This window comes from Nocardiopsis sp. CNS-639, from assembly GCF_000381685.1.
Classification (GTDB): Bacteria; Actinomycetota; Actinomycetes; order Streptosporangiales; family Streptosporangiaceae; genus Nocardiopsis; species Nocardiopsis dassonvillei.
The window spans coordinates 170,393-190,228 of sequence record NZ_KB906867.1; the positions used below are offsets into that span (position 1 = coordinate 170,393).

Genomic DNA, 19,836 nt, shown 5'->3' on the forward strand with positions numbered 1-19,836 from the left:
AGAGGGACCACACCAGTCGTGTCGCGGTCATTTTCCCCTCACGGGGTTGTCACCTTGCGGTCATGGAAAAGGGGGATTCTGCCCACTGTGAGCACGGAAACAGCGCCAACACCCGAGGGGCCCGCCGCCGGTACGCCCGAGCTTCCCGCCGACAGGTTCATGGACAGGGAGGAGGGGTGGCTGCGCTTCAACCAGCGCGTGCTCGAACTCGCCGAGGACGAGGACATCCCCCTCCTGGAACGCGCGCGGTTCCTGGCGATCTTCTCCAGCAACCTGGACGAGTTCTTCATGGTGCGCGTGGCCGGGCTCAAACGCCGCCTGGCCACCGGCCTGTCCGTCGCCTCCTCCAGCGGACACCACCCCCGCGCGCTGCTCGGGCGCATCTCCCGGTTCACCCGCGAACTCATGCTCCGCCAGGCCGCCTGCTTCCATGACAGCGTCGCGCCCGCCCTGCGCGAGGTCGGCATCCGCGTCGTGCGCTGGAACGAGCTGGAGACCGTCGAGCGCGAGAACCTGCGCGGCTACTTCCAGCGCTCGGTCTACCCGCTGCTGACACCCTTCGCGGTCGACTCCGCGCACCCCTTCCCCTACATCTCCGGCCGCTCGCTCAACCTCGCGGTCGCCGTCCGCGACCCCCACGACGGGCGCCGCATGTTCGCCCGGGTCAAGATCCCCAGCTCCCTGCCCCGCTTCATCGAGCTGGGCGACCGCGAGGGCGGCCGGTTCGTCCCCGTCGAGGACATCGTCGCCGCCCACCTGCCCCAGCTCTTCGAGGGCATGCAGATCCTGGAGCACAACGCCTTCCGGGTCACCCGCAACGCCGACCTGGAGGTCGACGAGGACGAGACCGACGACCTCGTCACCTCCCTGGAGAACGAGCTGCTGCGCCGCCGCTTCGGCCCGCTCGTGCGCCTGGAGGTCGAACACGACATCAGCGACGAGGCCCTGGCCATACTCACCGAGGAGCTGGGCGCCGAGGAGGAGGAGATCTACCGGGTCCCCGGCCCGCTCAACCTCGCCGGACTGTCCCAGATCGCCGACACCGACCGGCCCGAGCTGCGCTACCCGCCCATGGTCCCCGTCGAACCGCGCGCCCTGACCTCCGGCGACCTCTTCGCCGCCGTCCGCGAGAGCGAGGTCCTCGTCCACCACCCCTACGAGTCCTTCGCCACCACCACCGAGCGCTTCCTGGCCCTGGCCGCCACCGACCCCGAGGTCATGGCGATCAAGCAGACCCTGTACCGCACCAGCGGCGACTCGCCCATCGTGGAGTCCCTCATCGAGGCCGCCCGCGAGGGCAAGGAGGTCGTGGTCCTGGTCGAGATCAAGGCCCGCTTCGACGAGCAGAACAACATCCAGTGGGCCCGCAAGCTCGAACAGGCGGGCTGCCACGTCGTCTACGGCGTCGTCGGCCTCAAGACCCACTGCAAGCTGTCGATGGTCGTGCGCCGCGACGACGACGGGCTGCTGCGCCGCTACTGCCACGTGGGCACCGGCAACTACAACCCGAGCACCGCCCGCATGTACGAGGACCTCGGCCTGTTCAGCGCCGACCCCGAGGTGGGCGAGGACGTCAGCGACCTGTTCAACAGCCTCACCGGCTTCTCCCGCAAGAAGCACTACCAGCGCCTGCTCGTGGCGCCCGGCGCCCTGCGCGAGAGCCTGCTCGAACAGATCGCCGTCGAGATCGACAACAGCCTCAAGGGCGAGCCCGCCCGCATCCGGATCAAGGTCAACTCCCTGGTCGACCTGGAGATCATCGACGCCCTGTACCGGGCCTCCCAGGCCGGGGTGAGCGTCGACCTGTGGGTGCGCGGCAGCTGCGTCCTGCGCGCCGGGGTGCCCGGACTGTCCGACAACATCCGGGTGCGCAGCATCCTGGGCCGCTTCCTGGAGCACTCCCGCATCTTCGTCTTCGCCAACGGCTGGCGGCCCCAGGTGTGGATCGGCAGCGCCGACCTGATGCCCCGCAACCTCGACCGCCGGGTCGAGGCCCTGGTACGCGTGGCCGACACGGAGCAGTGCCGCAGGCTGGTGCGCCTCATGGACCTGGCGATGGACGACGGCACCTCGTCCTGGAGGCTCGAACCCGACGGGACGTGGACCCGGTGCACCCGCGACGACGACGGACGACCGCTCACCGACCTCCAGGACAGCCTGCGCGGCGACCGCCACCTGCGCGTGGTGGAGGGCGGGTGAGCACCGTACAGAACGGGGGAGACGTGGAGGGATCGGTCGAGGGGGCCCACGGGGCCGGGCCCCTGCGCGAGACGGCGGTCGGCGGCTACCTCGAACCCATCCGCGCGGCGGGCGCCCTGCTGTGGCGCGAGGGCCCGGGCGGCACCGAGATCGTCCTGGTCCGCAGGCCCGACCGGGCCGACTGGTCCCTCCCCAAGGGCAAGCTCAAGAGCCGCGAGCACCCCGTGACCGGCGCGGTCCGCGAGGTGGTCGAGGAGACCGGCCTGACCCCCGTGCTGGGCCGCAGGCTCCCCCCGCAGCGCTACCTCAAGGACGGCTGGCCCAAGCAGGTGGAGTGGTGGGCGGCCACCACCGCCGACCCGGCCGCGGGGATCGACTACCCGCCCAACGAGGAGGTGGACCTGGTCGAGTGGGTGCCGGTGGAGGAGGCCCGCGACCGCCTCACCTACGACCACGACGTGCGGGTGGTCGACAACTTCCTGGCCGGGCCCGCGACCACCTTCCCCGTCATCCTGCTGCGGCACCTGTCGGCGGGGGACAAGGGCGCCTGGACCGACGACGACCTCCTACGGCCCCTGGACGGGACCGGGCGTGCCGACGCCCTGGCCCTGCCCCGGGTGCTGAGCGCCTACGGGCGGCCCCGCGTGGTGACGTCGGCGGCGGCGCGGTGCACCGAGTCGCTGCTGCCCTACACGGTGGAGTACGACGTGCCCACGCGCACCGAGCGGGCGTTCACGATCCGCTCGTCCTCCAACGGCTCCCCGTACGGCGTGGAGGAGGCCCGCGAAGCGTTCGCGCGCGTCCTGGCCGAGGGAAGGCCGACCGTCGTGTGCACGCACGGCGAACTCGTCCCGCAGCTCATGGCCGAGGCGCTCACGCGGCTGGACGCGCCCTTCTCCCAGCAGCTGGGGCTGCGCAAGGGCTCCTTCTGGGTGGTGCACGTCACCGCGGAGGGCGGAGGGCTCGCGGCGGTGGAGCGGCACGCCGTCCGGGCCTGAACCCGGATCCGGCGGGGTGGCCGGGGCCGGTCCGCGCGGCGCTGCCATGATGCGGTCATGGCCAAACACAGGGTTGCGCGGAGCGTCGTGGTCGACGCTCCCGCCAAGCGGATCTTCGACATCATCGCGGCGCCGGAGCGGCACGCCGAGTTCGACGGCTCCGACACCGTCCTCTCCAACCTCTTCGGCCCGGAGCGGCTGGAGCGGGGCAGCGAGTTCGGCATGGACATGAGGATGTTCGGCGTCGGCTACCGGATCACCAACCGGGTGGTGGAGTACGAGGAGGACCGCCTCATCGCCTGGCGGCACTTCGGTCCGCACCGCTGGCGCTACGAGCTGGAGGAACTGGCGGAGGGGGGCACCCGCGTCACGGAGACCTTCGACTACTCCAGGGGCCTGCCGGCCTTCTACGTCCTCATGGGGATGCCCGCGAGGAACGCGCGGAGCATCGAGCAGACCCTGGTGCGCCTCAAGGCCGCGGCGGAGTCGCGGGAGGACTGAGCGGCTGTCCGGCCGGACGCCGACACGACAGACGCCGCCCGCGGATCGGGGGCCGCGGGCGGCGCTGCGATGAGGAGAGCGGGTCCGCCGCGTCGGCGCCGCGCGCCCCCTCCTGCGCGGGCGCGCCGTGCTCAGCCGGACGCGCGGACCCGGCGACTAGCGCCGGTCGTGGTCCTTGTCCTCGTCCTCGTCGTCCTCGTGGTAGCCGTCCTTGTGGTCCTTGCCCTTGTGGTCCTCGTCGCCGTGGTCGTCGCCCTTGCGCCGGTCGTCGCCCTCGCGGTCCTCGTGGTCGCCCTTCTTGCGGTCGTGGCCCTCGCGGTCCTCGTGGTCGCCCTTCCCCCGGTCGTCGCCCTCGCGGTCCTCGTGGTCGCCCTTCTTGCGGTCGTCGCCCTCGCGGTCCTCGTGGTCGCCCTTCTTGCGGTCGTGGCCCTCGCGGTCCTCGTGGTCGCCCTTGCGCCGGTCGTCGCCGTCGCGGCCGTCGCGGCCCTCGCGGTCGCCCTTCCCGCGCTTGTCCTTCTTGCCCTCGTCGTCGTCCTCGCCCTTGTGGTCCCTGCCCTTGTCGCCGTGGTCGTGCCCGTTGTCACCGTGATCGTGGTGCCAGCCGTTGTCGTGGTGACCGTGGTAGCCGTTGTGCTCCTCGTCCGCGACGGCGGGGGAAGCAGCGCCGATGACGGCGCCGGCGGTCAGGGCCATAAGGGCGAGTCCAGCGATACGCTTCACAATAATCCTTGCTTTGAGTAGCCAGAAAATCACTGACAGTGATGAATGTAAGCTGGCGACCCTCGTTTGGCCAGTTCATCGGCGCAAGGAAGTCACATTGTTCTCGGGGAGCGTTCGCATTCCGCGACAGAACACGGAACTTCCCCACATGCCCTAAAGTTCGGCAAGGGCCCCTGTTCCACGCGTCTCCCGGCAACCGCGGCGCGCACCGGTGGGCCCGTGCACGATCGGGTCGAACCACAGTCGGGGGCACACGTGGGAACAACCTTGGGCGACGTCTGGCGGGAAGTGCTGTCGGTCCAGCCCGAACCGGAGCGGTGGACCATCGTCACCGCGGCGGTGCTGGCCCTGGCGGCCGTGCTGCTCGGACCGCCCTGGCGGATCGGGCGCAACGTCGTCACCATCGCCCACGAGGGCGGACACGCCCTGGTCGCCCTGCTCAGCGGCCGTCAGCTCACCGGGATCCGCCTGCACTCGGACACCTCCGGGGTCACCGTGTCCCGGGGCAAACCGACCGGCGTCGGCATGGTCCTGACCGTCTTCGCGGGCTACGTCGCCTCGTCGGTCATCGGCCTGCTCGGCATCCTCATGCTCATGTCGGACCGCGTCACCGCCCTGCTGTGGCTGAGCATCGTGGTGCTCGCCGCCATGCTCCTGATGATCCGCAACGTCTACGGCGTGGTGTCGATCGTGGTGACCGGCGCGGTGGTGTTCGGGATCAGCTGGTTCACCCCGCCGGAGGTGCAGGCGGCCTTCGCCTACCTGTTCATCTGGTTCCTGCTCTTCGCGGGCGTGCGGCCGGTGATCGAACTCCAGGCCCAGCGCAGGCGCAACCCCTCACCGCACTCCGACGCCGACCAGCTGGCCCGTCTCACCGGCGTGCCGGGAACCCTGTGGGTCGTGGTCTTCTTCCTGGTCAACGCGGCCGTGACCGGCCTCGGCGTCTGGCTGCTGCTCTTCTAGGCCGGTTCGCACGGGCCGGCGGTCCGCCGACCGCAGGCGCGGCGGCCCCGGACACGACGAAGGGGCGCGACCGCTGTGGTCGCGCCCCTCGTGCGTGTGCTGTGTGGCCGTGTCCGCTGGCGACGTGTGTCCGGGAGGCTGCCCCGGGGGTGGGCGGCACGGGCGCTAGGCGCGCGGCGCCGTGAGCGCCTCCGAAACCGTCGTGAAGACGGGGATGCGCGTGTCGAGCGAGGTCACCCGCAGGGTCTGGAGCACCCGGTGGATGGGTGAGGCGATGGCCAGGACCGCCTTCTGCTCCTTGGCCGCCTTGTGCGCGCGGATCAGGACGCGCAGACCGCTGGAGTCGATGAACCGCAGGTCGGCGCAGTCCAGGACCACACGGCCGAAGGGCTGCGTGGTCAGAGCCTCGGTCACCGCCTCCTGGAAGCGGTGCTCGGTGGCCATGTCGATCTCCCCGTCCAACGCCAGGACCCGTCCGGCGTCGTGCAGGGTGGAGGAGATGTTCAGGTCGGGCATGGCGACTCCGGCGTATTCGGGCCTCGCCTGACGGATCGGCGCGGTGGGCCGCACGCGGCTCCACGAGCGCGTGCCGACCGGGACGTTGGTCGTGTTACCGCGGTGGCCAAGCTGATGGTTCATCAAGTTCCTTGCGTGATGCCCCCGGTGCGGGGGTGAAACGCCCTTCTCGCCTGGGTCTGCTGGACGGGTCCGCGTGAAACGCAGTCACCGGGCAAACGTACGGACCAGGGCCGGAAGTTCCTGCGTGTCCGTGTCCTTGCGATGGAGGCGGCGAGGACGGACGGTGCGCCGGTGGGCGCCGAGCCGCTGCCTCGGGCCACTCCCGCCCTCGGCAACTGTGCAAACCAGCCCGCGGGGGCGGGCATTCCCCGCCGGTGCGGCGGGGGTGGCCGTCGGACGGCGGTGCCTGGCCTCTTCCGAACGGTCGGTCGGACCGGCTCTGCGCCCGGCGAAGCGCCGGGTGTCTCCCATGAGAGGCCGTCCAGCCACGGACTTTACCACAGCGCCGTGGCCGATTCGTGACGTGAGCGACGCAAGGTCGTGCTCGCGTCCTTTGCTCCCCGTGTGCTTTATGAGGTATGCATCACATGCACTGGGCGTTCTCGACGGGTTCGGGGGTCGGTGTCCGGTCCTCGTCCCTCTGCTGGAGGGCCCACACGCACGCCGACAGTGTGAGCGGCACCACCACCGTCAGCGCGATAGCCGGGATCGCCACCCCCGAGTCGTTGACCGCGAAGCCCACCAGCGCGGTCACCAGGGAGCCGGTCAGCCCGGCCCGCAGCGTCGGCGCGTACTCGTAGGCCACCTGGAGCGCGCCGATCCGCCAGTGGGTCGGCCGGTGCAGCATCACGAACAGGAACACCAGCGCGCACGCCGCCAGCAGGGTCAGCTGCCAGTTGCCCAGCGTCCCCAGCATCGCGCTCAGCTTGCGGGCCACCACCGCACCCGCCTCCCCGCTGACCACCTGGGCCGCGAACGCCCCGAGGTGACTGCGGTCCCCCGGCGGGCGCAGGTAGTCCAGCCACGAGATCAGCGAGATCGCCGCCACCGTCACCAGGGCCACCACGGCCAGGCGCACCGCCGTCACGCGAACGCCGGCGATCATCATCGTCGTCACCGCCAGGCCGGGGATCAGCGCGATCACCCCGCCGAAGTCGGTGCCCAGGCCCGGCCAGCCCACGATCAGCACCGTCGCCGCCCCGACGACCAGGGTCACCGCCACGGCGGAGCGCCGCCAGCCCCGCGAGACCAGTTCGTGGGAGATCCCCGCCACCGTCATCAGCATGCCGGTCGCGAACGTCGCGAACGCGATGTTGCCGACCCCGTAGAACCGGCCCGCCACGATCGGCGAGTACCCCGTGGGCGAGTTCATCTGGAGGTAGGCGCCGAAGCACAGGTCCAGGAAGAGCACCGCCGTGGTCGCGCCCGCGACCACCGTCATCGGGCCCAGGGCGGTGCGCCGCCACGGCCCCGCCATGGCCAGCGCCACCACCAGGGCGTCCGCGGCCAGGACGCACACCAGCAGTGACAACAGCGGAGAGGACGAGGCCCACCACGGGATGAGGTTGGCCAGGTAGCTGGCCACCGGGAAGGCCGCCCCGGCCAGCGCCACCGCCCGCGTCAGCGTCAGCACGCGCGCGCGTTTGCCGCGCTGCCGGTTGGAGTAGCGGTGCAGCGCGTAGGCCGCCGCCGCGTAGACGAGCAGTTGGAAGGCGACCAGGCCGCTGAAGAAACCCGGGATGGCGGCGCCCACCACCACCGCGGCGGTGTTGAACTCCACCAGCCGCCCGACGGCCTCGTCCGTCGTCGGCGGCCGGTCGGCCAGGTGCCAGGCCCGGCCGCTGGTCGGCTCGGTGGCCCGCATCCCCAGGGCGGTCAGGATGGTCGGCGTGGTGTCGGTGAGCACCACCAGCCCGGCCCGGCGGGTCGAGTCCGAGGCCAGGAAGGCCCCCTCCCCGGTGAACCCGGTCTCCACGACCTCCCCGGACACGGCCACCGTGAGCTGGGAGGGCCCGGTGTCCATGGAGACGCCGACCACCATCAGCGACGAGCCGTTCGGCAGCACGCGCTCCAGCGTCCGCAGCCGCTCGTCCATGTCGGCCAGCGCCTTGTCGCGCTCCCACTCGGGGACGTCCTCGGGGTCGGGTTCGGGCGGGCCCTCGGCCTCCCCGTCCGCCTCCTCGTCCTCGTCGGCGGCCTCGCCCACCGGCTCCTGCGCGGCCTCCCGGGCCTCCTCGTCGGTGATCGGCGGGTCCGGGTAGTCGGGGTAGAGGCGGGTGAGCCCGGCCAGTTCGACCGCCGCGAGGGAGACCCCCTCCAGACGGTCGGTGGTCAGTTCGCGCACGTCGTCGACGTAGTGGTCCACCCGTCCGGAGGCGTCGGCCGCGCCCAGGGCGGCGCCGGGGCCCACGGCGAGCGTGGTCCCGCCCTCCTCGCGCACGGTCTGCCCGAGCAGGCCCACGGGGGCCTGGAAGGCGGTCCGCGCGTTCTGGCTGACGTAGGCGTCGAAACCCGGGACGACCGCGCCCGAGCCGGTGCGCTCGGGCTCCGGGGCGGCCTCGCACACCGTGAAGCGCTCCCGGATGGACAGGGCGCGCTGTCCGGCCGACACCGACAGCCAGCCGTCGGTCGGGCAGGTGCGCGAGGTGGCCGTGCGGATCGACGCGTTGCCGATCGAACCCTCCTCGGCCATCCCCCACAGGGTTGGTGTGGTCTCGGGGTTCACGTCCTGCCACAGCAGCCCCGGCACCCCCACGAGCACCACGGGTCCCTCACGCTGCCCGGTCGGCCCCTCGGGCCCGGACAGGGCGTCGGTCTCGGCGGGAACCGCGGCGGACGCGGCGGGCGCCGCGCACAGCAGCACCGCCGCGGACAGCAGCAGGGTACCCAGACGCGTTCCCCAGTGCGTCCCCGATGTGACGAGCCGTCGTGGCATGGCGGACCCCCCGTCGCGCGCTCAGCCGGAACTGGTCGCTCACCCTAGCCATTCTCCGCGCCGCGTAGGGGGATTCACGCGGCCCGGCGCGTGGGGCGGCACGGGCGACGGCGTGCACGAGAGGGGTTTCGGCCGGGAACCGGGCGGCGCGCGGACGGGGTTTCGGTCAGGGGGTGAGGCCCCACTCCCGGAGGGTCCGTGCGGTGTCGGGCTGCTCGGCGCCCCGGGTGACCCCGCCCGGGGTGCGGTCGAAGCGCGGGGCCGGGCCCGACAGGATCCGGTCGCCGTCGCGCACGAGTGAGCCGCGGGCGCGCACGTGCGGGTGGTCGGGGGCCTCCTCCAGGGACAGGACGGGCATCACGCAGGCGTCGGCGCCCTCGAACACCTCGCCCCACGCGTCGCGGGTACGGGTGCGCAGGACCTCGGAGAACCGCTCCCGCAGCCGGGGCCAGCCCGACCGGTCCCACTGGTCGGGCAGGTCCTCCCCGGCCAGGCCGGTGCCCTCCAGGAACGCGGCGTAGAACTGGGGCTCGATGCAGCCGACCGACACGTACCGGCCGTCGGCGCACTCGTAGACGTCGTACCAGGGGGCGCCGGTGTCCAGGTAGTTGGTGCCGCGCTCGTCGCTCCAGGAACCGCGCGCGCGGTCCTCGTGCAGCATCGACATCAGCAGCGCGCTGCCGTCCACCATCGCGGCGTCCACGACCTGGCCGCGACCGGAGGACTGGCGCTCGACCAGCGCGCCGAGGACGCCGGTGACCGCGAACATGGTGCCCCCGGCGAAGTCGCCCAGGAGGTTGACCGGGGGGACCGGCGGGCCCCCCGCGCGCCCGATGGCGTGCAGGGCGCCGTTCACGGAGATGTAGTTCATGTCGTGCCCGGCGGTGCGGGCGAGCGGCCCGTCCTGGCCCCAGCCGGTGACCCGCGCGTAGACCAGGCGCGGGTTGGCCTCCAGGCAGACCTCGGGGCCCAGGCCCAGGCGCTCCATGACCCCGGGGCGGAAGCCCTCCAGGAGCACGTCGGCGCGGGAGGCCAGGTCGCGGGCGAGCGCGAGGCCCTCTTCGGACTTGAGGTCGGCGGGCAGGACGGTGCGCCCCTCACTCATGTGGGGTCCGCCCGCTCCGGAGTTCATCGCGTCGGCGGCCGCGGGGCGGTCGAGGCGGATGACGCTGGCGCCCAGGTCGGCGAGGAGCATCCCGGCCATCGGAGCCGGGCCGATCCCGGTGAACTCGACGACGCGGATTCCGTTCAGGGGTCCCATGGGGAGGTCTCCAAGGCGGTAGGGGGGAGCGCGCGACCAGAACGGCGCTCGGTTCATTGTGCAGGCTCCGGTTCCGCCGTGCCACGGCGGCACCCCCGGGGCTGCTCCGGGGAAGAGGGGATCGGAGGGGCGAAAAAGGGGATCAAAAGGGAATTCTGTTTCTAAGACCCACGAGTCACTCCCCTTTTCGGTCGGTTAAAAAAGCGCTCACACAAGCGGTGTTAATGTGTCGATGCTCGCTGGTGGAAGAGCCCTTCCCGGCTCAGGAAAAAAATTCCGTCACCCCGTCGCCGGTGACAGCGCACCGGACCGCGCCCGTGCCGGACAGAGCACGTGAAAACCGCACCGGCCTTTCCGAAAAGGACGAAAAAGCCATGTCCAGCGTTCCGGAGACCGCCACCTCGGGGAAGGGCGCCCGCCGCGCCAGAGGTTGGCGCGCGCCCGGCGGCGCCTCCCGGTCGCGGCCGCCGCCCTCGCCGGGATCCTCACCGCTGGCGGAGCCAGTGGCCCCACCGCGGCACGCACCTGTTCGGCTGACCCGGACCCGGCGCGGGACGGCGACCGGAGGACCGGACGGACCACCGCCCGGAACCGCCGCAAACGGGGCGACGCGCGGGAGCTGGCAAGATGTGGGGGTGACACAGACACCCGCACCCGACGACCGCTCCCGCCTGCTCACCCCCGCCGACGTGCGCACACTCGCGGAGCGGTTCGGTATCCGGCCCACCAAGACCCTGGGCCAGAACTTCGTCATCGACCACGGCACCGTCCGCCGCATCGTGCGGGTCGCGGGGGTCACCGAGGAGGACGCCGTCGTCGAGGTCGGCCCGGGCCTGGGTTCGCTCACCCTGGCGCTCCTCCCGCACGTGCGCCACGTGACCGCCGTGGAGATCGACCCGGCGCTGGCCGAGGCACTGCCGGGCACCGTCGCCGACCACGCGCCCGACCTCGCCGACCGGCTCACCGTCGTCCACGGCGACGCCATGCGCGTGACCGGGCTGCCCGGCCCCGAACCCACGGCGCTGGTGGCCAACCTGCCCTACAACGTGTCCGTCCCGGTCCTGCTGCACCTGCTGGAGCTGCTGCCCAGCCTGCGGCGGGTGCTGGTCATGGTGCAGGCCGAGGTCGCCGACCGCGTCACCGCGTCCCCGGGCGGCCGCGTCTACGGGGTGCCCTCGGCCAAGGTCGCCTGGTACGCCGGGGCCCGCCGCGCGGGAGCGGTCGGCCGCAACGTGTTCTGGCCCGCCCCCAACGTCGACTCCGGGCTGGTCGAACTCATCCGCCGCCCGCCGCCCGCCACCACGGCGAGCCGCGAGGAGGTCTTCCGGGTGATCGACGCCGCCTTCGCGCAGCGCCGCAAGACCCTGCGCGCCGCCCTGGCCGGATGGGCCGGTTCGCCGCCCGCCGCCGAGACCGCCCTGCGCGCGGCGGGCGTGGACCCCTCGGCCCGGGGCGAGTCGCTGGACGTGACCGCGTTCGCGGCCATCGCCGAGCAGCGCCCGCGGCCCTGAGACACGGCGGACCGGACCCGCCCCGGGCGGCCGGGGACGGGCCGGGAGGATCCGCCCCGCCCGCCTCCGGCGGGTTCCCGGGCATCCGAACAGGGGCCGCGCCCGCCGCCCGCGCCTCCGGAGGACAAACCGCGGGGCGCCTCCCCGTCCCGGTCGGCGCCCCGCGTTTCCCGCGTCCCCAGCGGGTCCCTGTGTTTTCCGTTGTGGCTCTCGCGGCCCCCGCCTCACGGGGGCGTGTCCGTCACTCCAAGGTGTCGGAGCGGCTCTTCCCGGCAGGCCGCTCGCGCCGGTGCCGGGCGAGCGTTCGGGCCGCCCCGGCCGCGCCCAGGCCCGCCAACAGCACCGGCAGCACCCACAGGACGTTGAACTCCCAGTCGCCCGTGCCGCGCATGACGAACCCGACCGCCAGGCCGAGGAACAGCAGACCCGCGACCAGCGAGCCCCAGTCAGTCCTACGCTCCGCCACGCTTCACCTCCACGACCCCGACCAGTGAGTCGGTGCGCACGTTGATCCGCGGGGCCCCGGCCCCGTCACCGCCCCGCGCCTGCCCGTCCCGGGCCCCGGCGTCCGCCGCGGCCCCGTGGACCTCCTCGTGGTCCAGGGAGACCCCGAACATGTCGTCCCGCCCGTCCTCGGCGAAGTCCACGCCCCCCAGGCCGATCCTCGAGTGCACCGCGACCTCCGCGTCCTCGGGCAGGACCAGCTCCACGCGGCCCGCCCCCATCCACAGAGACACGTCGACGGCCTCGCCGGACTCCAGGTCCTCCAGCCCGGTCAGGTCCAGGGTTCCCGAGCCCACGGTGAGCCGGTGGTCGCCGGACTCGGCCGCGGCCACCGTGGTCGGCCGCCACGTCTCGTCGCCGATCCGCACCCGGGTCAGGTCGGTCACCGACGCCAGCACCAGCAGCAGAACGGCCGCCGCGCCCATCGGGAGCAGCCCCCGCGGATTGCCCGCCCAGACGCCGACCAGCGCGTACACGCCGACCACCGCCAGGGCCCCGGCCAGGAAGAACACCCCGGTCTCCGGCCCGAACAGCAGGTCGGCCGTCCGCCCGCTCCACAGCGAGGACGACCAGCCGAACTCCAGCACCGACACCACGACCGCCCCGGCCACGACCGTCCACAGGGCCATGGAGGCCAGCGGCAGACGCCTGCCCTCGGGGCCGCATCCCCCGTCCTGCGCCCCCCGCGCGCCGGGCTCGCCCGACCCGCCGGAAGGCCCCTCCTCCTCGTCCTCGTCCCCTCCGGCGTCCCGCGCGGCGCCGCGCTCCGACACCACCGCCAGGTCCACCGGACCCTGCGGCGCCGACGCCCACGGCTGGGCCGGGTTGTAGTAGGTCGCGGTCGGCTCCGGGGACGGCGTCGCGGGCGGCGGATCCGTGGCCCGCAGGTCCTCGCGCAGCTCGGTGAACGCCGTCCGAAGGTCCACGCCCCGGTTGCGCGCGGCCAGGAGCCCCAACACCAGGGGCACCGCCAGCACCAGCGTCGACCACCCCAACCCGCCGACCAGGCTGAACGTCGTCGCGACCGCCAACCCCACCGCGAGCAGCTTGGGCACCGTCCGCGGCGGGATGCTGCGGTTGAGCATCTGCTCGAACGTCGCCGGAACACCCTGGGCGTCGCGCATGAGCATCCACGCCGCGATGTAGAGCAGCAGACCCGTCGCCCCGGCGAACGAGGTCAGCACGAAGGCCGCACGCCACACCACCGGATCCACCCCGGTGTACCGGCCAAGGCCCGCGCACACACCGGCCAGGACCCGCTCCTCGTCACCCTTGCGCAGCTCACGCGAGGAGGCCCCGGCACCCGCCTCCGCCGTACCGGAAGCGGACGCGGCCGGGGCGCCCTCCGGTACCGGATCGTCAGTCATGGTCACTCACCGCGCTCTCCTCACCCACCCATGGTCACCCGTCGCCGCCCACCAGCACATCCGGGACGACCCTGAACCCACCCTGACGGGGGCCAGGCCAGGACCAGGGGCGCGCCCCCGATGCCCGGTCCGCACCGGAGGGGGCATCCTGGACAGCACAGGACCCACGAACGCGGCGGGCGCGTACATCCTCCCCGCCGCACGGACGAAAGCGGTGATCGGGCGGTGGCAGCAACGGCCGCGGACACCCCGCGGCTCACCCGCGCGGTCAGGGGCAGGCTCCTCGGCGGCGTCGCCGCCGGGCTCGCACGCCACCTGGGCCTGGACCCGGTGGTGGTCCGCCTCGCCTTCATGGCGCTGTCCGTGGGCGGCATCGGCATCGCCGTCTACGCCGCCCTGTACTTCTTCGTGCCCAACGACTCCTCGGAGGAGGAGGCCGCCGAGCCCGAGAGCCGACGCAAGGGCCGCGACCTCTCCCAGCTCATCGCCTACGTCGGCCTCGCCGCCGGACTCGGCCTGCTGTTCCTGCTCTTCGGCGGCGTCTTCGACCCGCTGCTGTGGTTCGTGGTCTTCGGCACCCTCGGCGGCATCATCCTCTGGCAGCAGGCCAACCCGTCCCAGCGCGACCAGTGGATGACCAGCACCGTCAGCCGCTCCTCACCCAAGGGCATCATGCGCGCGGGCGCGGGCGTGCTGCTCGTCGTCGTCGGCGCCATCGGCTTCCTCGTCTTCCAGGAACAGCTCCAGAACGCCCGCGCCGGCCTGACCTTCGCCTTCACCGTGCTCGCGGGCATCGCGCTCATCGTGGCCCCCTGGATCATCGGGCTGATCCGCGAACGCGACCAGGAGCGCCGCGAGCGCATCCGCAACGCCGAGCGCGCCGAACTCGCCGCCCACATCCACGACTCCGTCCTGCACACCCTGACCCTCATCCAGCGCCGGGCCGAGGACCCCCGCGAGGTGCAGCGCCTCGCCCGCGTCCAGGAGCGCGCCCTGCGCAGCTGGCTCTACCAGCGGCCCGCCGACGCCGACACCACCGTCTCGCCCGCGCTCGAACGCGTCGCCGCCGAGGTCGAGGAGGAGCACGGGGTCCCCATCGAAGTGGTGTGCGTGGGCGACTGCCCCATGGACGACGCGCTGGCCGCCATGCTCCGCGCCGCCCGCGAGGCCATGGTCAACGCCTCCAAGTACGCCGGGACGGACAGCATCTCGGTGTTCGGCGAGGTCGACCAGGAGGAGGTGCTGGTGTTCGTCCGCGACCGCGGCGCCGGATTCGACATGGACGCCGTCCCCGAGGACCGCATGGGCGTGCGCGGCTCCATCCTGGGCCGGATGGACCGCCACGGCGGCTCCGCGCGCATCCGCACCGGCCCGGGCGAGGGCACCGAGGTGCAGCTGCGCATGCCGCGCGTCCCCGACCTGTCGTGACCCCCGGGCCGGGGGCCAGGCACGGGCGGCCCCGATCGCCGGTCCCGCAGCCGGAGCGACCGCCGAAACGGCCGCCGCCGGGCTCGGAGGGCGGCCGGAAGCGGACAGCCCCCGACGCCGGTGTCCCCGTCCGCCCCGACGTGGGTAGAGTCCACGGTGTGGCAGACGAGAACACGACCTTCAGTAGCGGAGACGCGGTCCCCCGCGTCGTGATCGTGGACGACCACCGGCTGTTCCGCAGCGGTGTGCGCGGTGAGCTCGGCGACGCCGTGAACGTGGTCGGTGAGGCCGGCGACGTCGACAGCGCCGTCCACGTCATCGGGGAGAAGCAGCCCGACCTCGTCCTGCTGGACGTCCACCTGCCCGGGGGCGGCGGCGTGGAGGTGCTGCGCCGCGTCCTGGCCCAGCACCCCCAGATCCGCTTCCTGGCCCTGTCGGTCTCCGATGCCGCCGAGGACGTCATCGGCGTGGTGCGCGGCGGCGCCCGCGGCTACGTCACCAAGACCATCTCCGGTAGGGAGCTGGCCGACGCCATCGTGCGCGTGGCCGACGGCGACGCGGTCTTCTCCCCGCGCCTGGCCGGGTTCGTGCTGGACGCCTTCTCCGCGACCGACGCCCCTCCGGTGGACCCCGAGCTGGACCGGCTCACCCAGCGCGAGCGCGAGGTCCTGCGCCACATCGCGCGCGGCTACGCCTACAAGGAGGTGGCCAAGGAGCTGTTCATCTCCGTCAAGACAGTGGAGACGCACGTGTCGTCGGTGCTGCGCAAGCTCCAGCTGTCCAACCGCCACGAGCTGAGCCGCTGGGCCACCGCCCGCAGGCTGGTCTGAGCCCGGCGCGGGACGCCGCGGTACCCCGGGCGCGGTCCGCCCGGGGCGGGCCACCGGGGGACCGGCGGGCGCGGACCGCGGGGCACGGCGAAGCAGGGGCCCCGGGGACCCCCCTTATCCATGGGACCACCGTCCGGGGGCGCGCCGCCACCCCCTTCCGCGACCTGTGGACAACCCCGGCCGCTCAGCGCAGCGAGTCGAGCATCCGCCCCAGGAACTCGGCCTCGGCCACGCCCGTGACCACCCGCGCGGGGCGGCGCTCGTCGTCCCGCGGGCGCGGGCGCAGGTCCGCCACGGTCATCCCCCGCGTCAGCGTTCCCGTCAGCTCCACCTGCACCGGGGCCTCGAAGGACTCCGTCACCAGGTGCGGGTCCACCAGCACCGCCGCGGCCAGCGGGTCGTGCATCGCGCACTGGCGGACCCCGAAGATCCCCGAGTAGAAGTCGGCGTAGAAGTCCAGGAACGCCGACGTGCGCGCGGCGCGCTCGCCCGCGACCGTCGCCAGCTCCGCCAGCCACTCGGTGGTGGCCACCGTCTTCATGGTGATGTCCAGCGCCACCAGGTCCAGGTCGAACCCGGCCGCGAACACCGCCTCCGCCGCCTCGGGGTCGTTGCTGATGTTGGCCTCGGCGTGCGAGGACACGTTGCCCGCCACGCGCACCGCGCCGCCCATCACCACCAGGCGCCGCACCAGCCTCGGCAGCTCCGGCTCCAGGGCCAGCGCGATCGCCAGGTTCGTCAGCGGCCCCACGGCCAGCACGTCGATCTCGCCCGGGTTCTCACGGGCCAGGCGCACCAGCAGCCCGGCCGCCGTCTCCGACACCGGCCGACCCGCGGGCTCGGGCAGCTCCACGTCCCCCAGCCCGTTGCCTCCGTGCACGTGCGCGGCCAGCTTCGGCGGCTGCACCAGCGGACGCGCGGCGCCCACCGCCACCGGGACGTCCGGGCGGCCGTACAGCTCCAGCAGCCGCAGCGCGTTGTCGGCCGTGACGTCCACGCTGTTGTTGCCGAAGACCGCCCCGACGCCGACGATCTCCACCTCGGGCCGAGCGGCCAGGTAGGCGAGCGCGACGGCGTCGTCGATCCCCGGGTCGCAGTCGACGAACACACGCATGCTCAAGGAAACTCCCTCTCAGAACACGAGGACCCCCGACCGGAGGCCCCTACCGAAACAGGGTAAGACGCCGGTCAGGGAGCTTTTGCCCGACAAAACGGGCCTGTGGGGGGCTGTCCCCGTGGACGGGGGCGGCAGCGTCACCGGGCGGCCGTAACCTGGATGCCGTGTCCTCCCAAGAACAGCTTCTCGAAGGTCTGAACGGTCCCCAGCGCGACGCCGTCACCCACAGCGGCTCCCCGCTCCTGATCGTGGCGGGTGCCGGGTCCGGCAAGACCCGGGTCCTCACCCATCGCATCGCCCACCTCATGGCCGCACGCGGTGTCCGCCCGGGTGAGATCCTCGCCATCACCTTCACCAACAAGGCCGCCGCCGAGATGCGCGAGCGCATCCAGGCGCTGCTGGGCGTGCGCGCCGCCAACAGCATGTGGACCATGACCTTCCACTCGGCGTGCGTGCGCATCCTGCGCAGGGAGGCAGCCCGGCTCGGCTACCCGAGCAGCTTCACCATCTACGACTCCGCCGACTCCGCGCGCCTGATGCAGCTGGTGTGCAAGGAGATGGACCTGGACCCCAAGCGGTTCCCGCCCAAGTCCTTCTCCGCCCAGGTCTCCAACCTCAAGAACGAGCTGGTCGACTACGACACGTTCGCCGGGCAGGCCCAGACCGAGCAGGAGAAGAAGCTCGCCGAGGCCTACCAGCTCTACCAGCGCCGCCTGCACGAGGCGGGCGCGATGGACTTCGACGACCTGATCATGGTCACCGTCAACCTGTTCCAGATGTTCCCGGACGTCGCCGAGTACTACCGGCGCCGCTTCCGGCACGTCATGGTCGACGAGTACCAGGACACCAACCACGCCCAGTACGTGTTCATCCGCGAACTGGTCGGCGTGGCCGAGGGCTCCGACACCAGCGTGGTGCCGCCCGCGGAGCTGTGCGTGGTCGGCGACGCCGACCAGTCCATCTACGCGTTCCGCGGCGCCACCATCCGCAACATCCTGGAGTTCGAGCGCGACTTCCCCGACGCGCGCACCATCCTCCTGGAGCAGAACTACCGCTCCACCCAGACCATCCTGTCCGCGGCCAACGCGGTCATCGACCGCAACGAGGGCCGCCCGGCCAAGAACCTGTGGTCGGAGCAGGGCGACGGACCGGCCATCGTGGGCTACGTCGCCGACAACGAGCACGACGAGGCCGCCTTCGTGGTCGGCGAGATCGACAAGCTCACCGACGACGGAACCCTCACCCCGAGCCAGGTCGCGGTGTTCTACCGGACCAACGCCCAGTCCCGCGTGTTCGAGGACGTGTTCATCCGCACCGGGCTGCCCTACAAGATCGTCGGCGGCGTGCGCTTCTACGAGCGCAAGGAGATCCGCGACGTCCTCGCCTACCTGCGGGTCCTGGCCAACCCCGAGGACACCGTCAGCCTGCGGCGCATCCTCAACGTGCCCAAGCGGGGGATCGGCGCCCGCGCGGAGGAGTCGATCGAGCTGTTCGCCGCCCGCGAGCGCATCTCCTTCTCCCGGGCGCTGCGCCGGGTGGACGAGATCCCCGGGATGGCCGCCCGCTCGGTCAAGGCGGTGCTCAACTTCACCGCCCTGCTGGAGGAGCTGGAGCAGACCGTGCCCGAGGGCACGCCCGCGGAGATCGTCGAGGCGGTGCTGAGCAAGACCGGGTACCTGTCCGAACTGGCCGAGTCCAAGGACCTCCAGGACGAGAGCCGGGTGGAGAACCTGGAGGAGTTCGTCGACGTCGCCCGCGAGTTCGAGCACACCTTCGCCGCCCTCCTGGAGGAGGAGCCGACGGAGGACGGGGAGGAGGCCGCCGGGGCCGTCGATCCGGGGGCGCCGACCCTGGTCGACTTCCTGGAGCGGATCTCCCTGGTCGCCGACACCGACCAGATCCCCGACGAGGACGACGAGGGCGGCGTGGTCACGCTGATGACCCTGCACGCGGCCAAGGGGCTGGAGTTCCCCGCGGTCTTCCTCACCGGGATGGAGGACGGGGTGTTCCCGCACACCCGCACGCTCGGCGACAAGACGCAGCTGGAGGAGGAGCGCCGCCTGGCCTACGTGGGCCTGACCCGCGCGCAGCGCCTGCTGTACGTCAGCCGCGCCGCCGTGCGCAGCGCCTGGGGGACCCCCTCCTACAACCCCGCCTCCCGCTTCCTGGACGAGATCCCCTCGTCCCTGGTCGACTGGCGCCGCGCCGAGTCCACCCTGGCCGCTCCGCCCAGCCGCAGCATCGGCGGCCGGGGCTCCGGGGGCTTCGGCGGCGGGGGCGGTTTCAGCGGCACCTTCGGCGGCGGCTCACGGTCGCGCGGGGGAGCGAAGGCGGCCAAGGAGGCGCCCGCGCTCAGTGTGGGGGACCTGGTCAACCACGACTCCTTCGGCATGGGCCGGGTGCAGCTGGTGGAGGGGACCGGGGACAGGACCAAGGCCCGCATCGACTTCGGCGCGGACATCGGCGAGAAGGACTTCCTGGTCAAGTACGCGCCGATCGAGAAGCTCTGAGGCCGGGATCCGGCGAACGTGTCCCGAGCACTCCGGGCCGGGGGTAGAGTTGGGGAAGACCGAGCGAGACGGACGCGGTTCCCGCGGCCGGGCCGGTCAACCCCTTCCTCCGAATCACCGTTCCGAGCACTGCTTCGGTGCGGGTAAGCTCGGAGGGCGCTTCCAAGGAAACACGGAAGCGAAACAGGAAACGGGCTTTACCCCGATCAGAAACACCCCGAACCGCCGATTTGGCGGGGCGCGGAACACCTGATAAAGTAAAGACACAACAAAGCGGAAACGCACAACGCCTTCGGCGGAAAAGCTCACAGCAGCTTGTAAGCGAAGAGCGGTTGTTTCTTGAGAACTCAACAGCGCGTGTTTGATTTTCTTTAAGCCATGTTTGTTTTGGCCCCGTCACACAGAACCATCCGGTTCGTGTGCGGAGGTTCCTTTGATTAGCCGGGGTAACCCGGTTGGTCAGGATTACTTCT

General features: G+C 72.3%; 15 protein-coding genes. 8 read left to right on the forward strand and 7 right to left on the reverse strand.

The window, feature by feature from the left end; genetic code table 11:
* Positions 1–87: 87 nt before the first annotated feature.
* The 3 genes from G011_RS0120810 to G011_RS0120820 are packed head-to-tail and all read left to right on the forward strand — an operon-like array spanning position 88 to position 3,698.
* Positions 88–2,199 (forward strand): RNA degradosome polyphosphate kinase, encoded by a 2,112-nt coding sequence (locus G011_RS0120810; protein ID WP_081643003.1) that lies wholly within the window; start codon positions 88–90, stop codon positions 2,197–2,199.
* Positions 2,196–3,197, forward strand: coding sequence for an NUDIX hydrolase (locus G011_RS0120815; RefSeq protein ID WP_019610160.1), 1,002 nt, complete (start codon positions 2,196–2,198; stop codon positions 3,195–3,197). The genes G011_RS0120810 and G011_RS0120815 overlap by 4 nt, the downstream gene beginning before the upstream one ends.
* Before the next feature lie 57 nt (positions 3,198–3,254).
* Positions 3,255–3,698 (forward strand): SRPBCC family protein, encoded by a 444-nt coding sequence (locus G011_RS0120820; protein WP_026338491.1) that lies wholly within the window; start codon positions 3,255–3,257, stop codon positions 3,696–3,698.
* 156 nt (positions 3,699–3,854) lie between these two features.
* On the opposite strand, the gene G011_RS30640 is transcribed toward G011_RS0120820, so the two are convergent.
* On the reverse strand, positions 3,855–4,418 hold the full coding sequence (locus G011_RS30640) for a hypothetical protein (protein ID WP_231391543.1): 564 nt from the start codon (positions 4,416–4,418) through the stop codon (positions 3,855–3,857).
* Positions 4,419–4,685: 267 nt separating this feature from the next.
* Between G011_RS30640 and G011_RS0120830 the strand changes: the two genes are divergently transcribed.
* Positions 4,686–5,381, forward strand: a complete 696-nt coding sequence (locus tag G011_RS0120830) for a M50 family metallopeptidase (protein ID WP_019610163.1) — start codon at positions 4,686–4,688, stop codon at positions 5,379–5,381.
* A 165-nt stretch (positions 5,382–5,546) separates the two neighbouring features.
* Here the strand turns inward: G011_RS0120830 and G011_RS0120835 are convergent, their stop codons facing one another.
* The 3 genes from G011_RS0120835 to G011_RS0120845 all read right to left on the reverse strand — a co-directional run bounded on the left by G011_RS0120835 (position 5,547) and on the right by G011_RS0120845 (position 10,096).
* Positions 5,547–5,897, reverse strand: a complete 351-nt coding sequence (locus G011_RS0120835) for an STAS domain-containing protein (protein WP_017567895.1) — start codon at positions 5,895–5,897, stop codon at positions 5,547–5,549.
* A 586-nt stretch (positions 5,898–6,483) separates the two neighbouring features.
* The gene (locus G011_RS0120840; protein WP_036552870.1) at positions 6,484–8,835 is read right to left on the reverse strand and encodes a hypothetical protein; all 2,352 of its coding nucleotides are present in this window, start codon (positions 8,833–8,835) and stop codon (positions 6,484–6,486) included.
* A 166-nt stretch (positions 8,836–9,001) separates the two neighbouring features.
* The gene (locus G011_RS0120845; RefSeq protein ID WP_019610165.1) at positions 9,002–10,096 is read right to left on the reverse strand and encodes a CaiB/BaiF CoA-transferase family protein; all 1,095 of its coding nucleotides are present in this window, start codon (positions 10,094–10,096) and stop codon (positions 9,002–9,004) included.
* A 629-nt stretch (positions 10,097–10,725) separates the two neighbouring features.
* On the opposite strand from G011_RS0120845, the gene rsmA reads away from it, so the two are divergent.
* Positions 10,726–11,607 (forward strand): 16S rRNA (adenine(1518)-N(6)/adenine(1519)-N(6))-dimethyltransferase RsmA, encoded by an 882-nt coding sequence (gene rsmA, locus G011_RS0120850; protein ID WP_019610166.1) that lies wholly within the window; start codon positions 10,726–10,728, stop codon positions 11,605–11,607.
* A gap of 241 nt (positions 11,608–11,848) precedes the next feature.
* Here rsmA and G011_RS0120855 read toward each other — a convergent pair whose 3' ends face one another.
* Together G011_RS0120855 and G011_RS0120860 are read right to left on the reverse strand one after the other, a co-directional pair.
* Positions 11,849–12,073 carry a hypothetical protein gene (locus G011_RS0120855; protein WP_019610167.1) on the reverse strand — a complete coding sequence of 75 codons (225 nt, stop codon included), beginning with the start codon at positions 12,071–12,073 and terminating at the stop codon, positions 11,849–11,851.
* On the reverse strand, positions 12,060–13,484 hold the full coding sequence (locus G011_RS0120860; protein WP_019610168.1) for a PspC domain-containing protein: 1,425 nt from the start codon (positions 13,482–13,484) through the stop codon (positions 12,060–12,062). The genes G011_RS0120855 and G011_RS0120860 overlap by 14 nt, the downstream gene beginning before the upstream one ends.
* A gap of 219 nt (positions 13,485–13,703) precedes the next feature.
* On the opposite strand from G011_RS0120860, the gene G011_RS0120865 reads away from it, so the two are divergent.
* Positions 13,704–14,906: an ATP-binding protein gene (locus G011_RS0120865; protein WP_019610169.1), complete on the forward strand. Its 1,203-nt coding sequence runs from the start codon at positions 13,704–13,706 to the stop codon at positions 14,904–14,906.
* A gap of 158 nt (positions 14,907–15,064) precedes the next feature.
* Positions 15,065–15,736, forward strand: a complete 672-nt coding sequence (locus G011_RS0120870) for a response regulator transcription factor (protein WP_013156220.1) — start codon at positions 15,065–15,067, stop codon at positions 15,734–15,736.
* Positions 15,737–15,920: 184 nt separating this feature from the next.
* On the opposite strand, the gene G011_RS0120875 is transcribed toward G011_RS0120870, so the two are convergent.
* Positions 15,921–16,850: a nucleoside hydrolase gene (locus tag G011_RS0120875; protein ID WP_019610171.1), complete on the reverse strand. Its 930-nt coding sequence runs from the start codon at positions 16,848–16,850 to the stop codon at positions 15,921–15,923.
* A 167-nt stretch (positions 16,851–17,017) separates the two neighbouring features.
* Between G011_RS0120875 and pcrA the strand changes: the two genes are divergently transcribed.
* Positions 17,018–19,363 (forward strand): DNA helicase PcrA, encoded by a 2,346-nt coding sequence (gene pcrA, locus G011_RS0120880; RefSeq protein WP_019610172.1) that lies wholly within the window; start codon positions 17,018–17,020, stop codon positions 19,361–19,363.
* Positions 19,364–19,836: the final 473 nt, after the last annotated feature.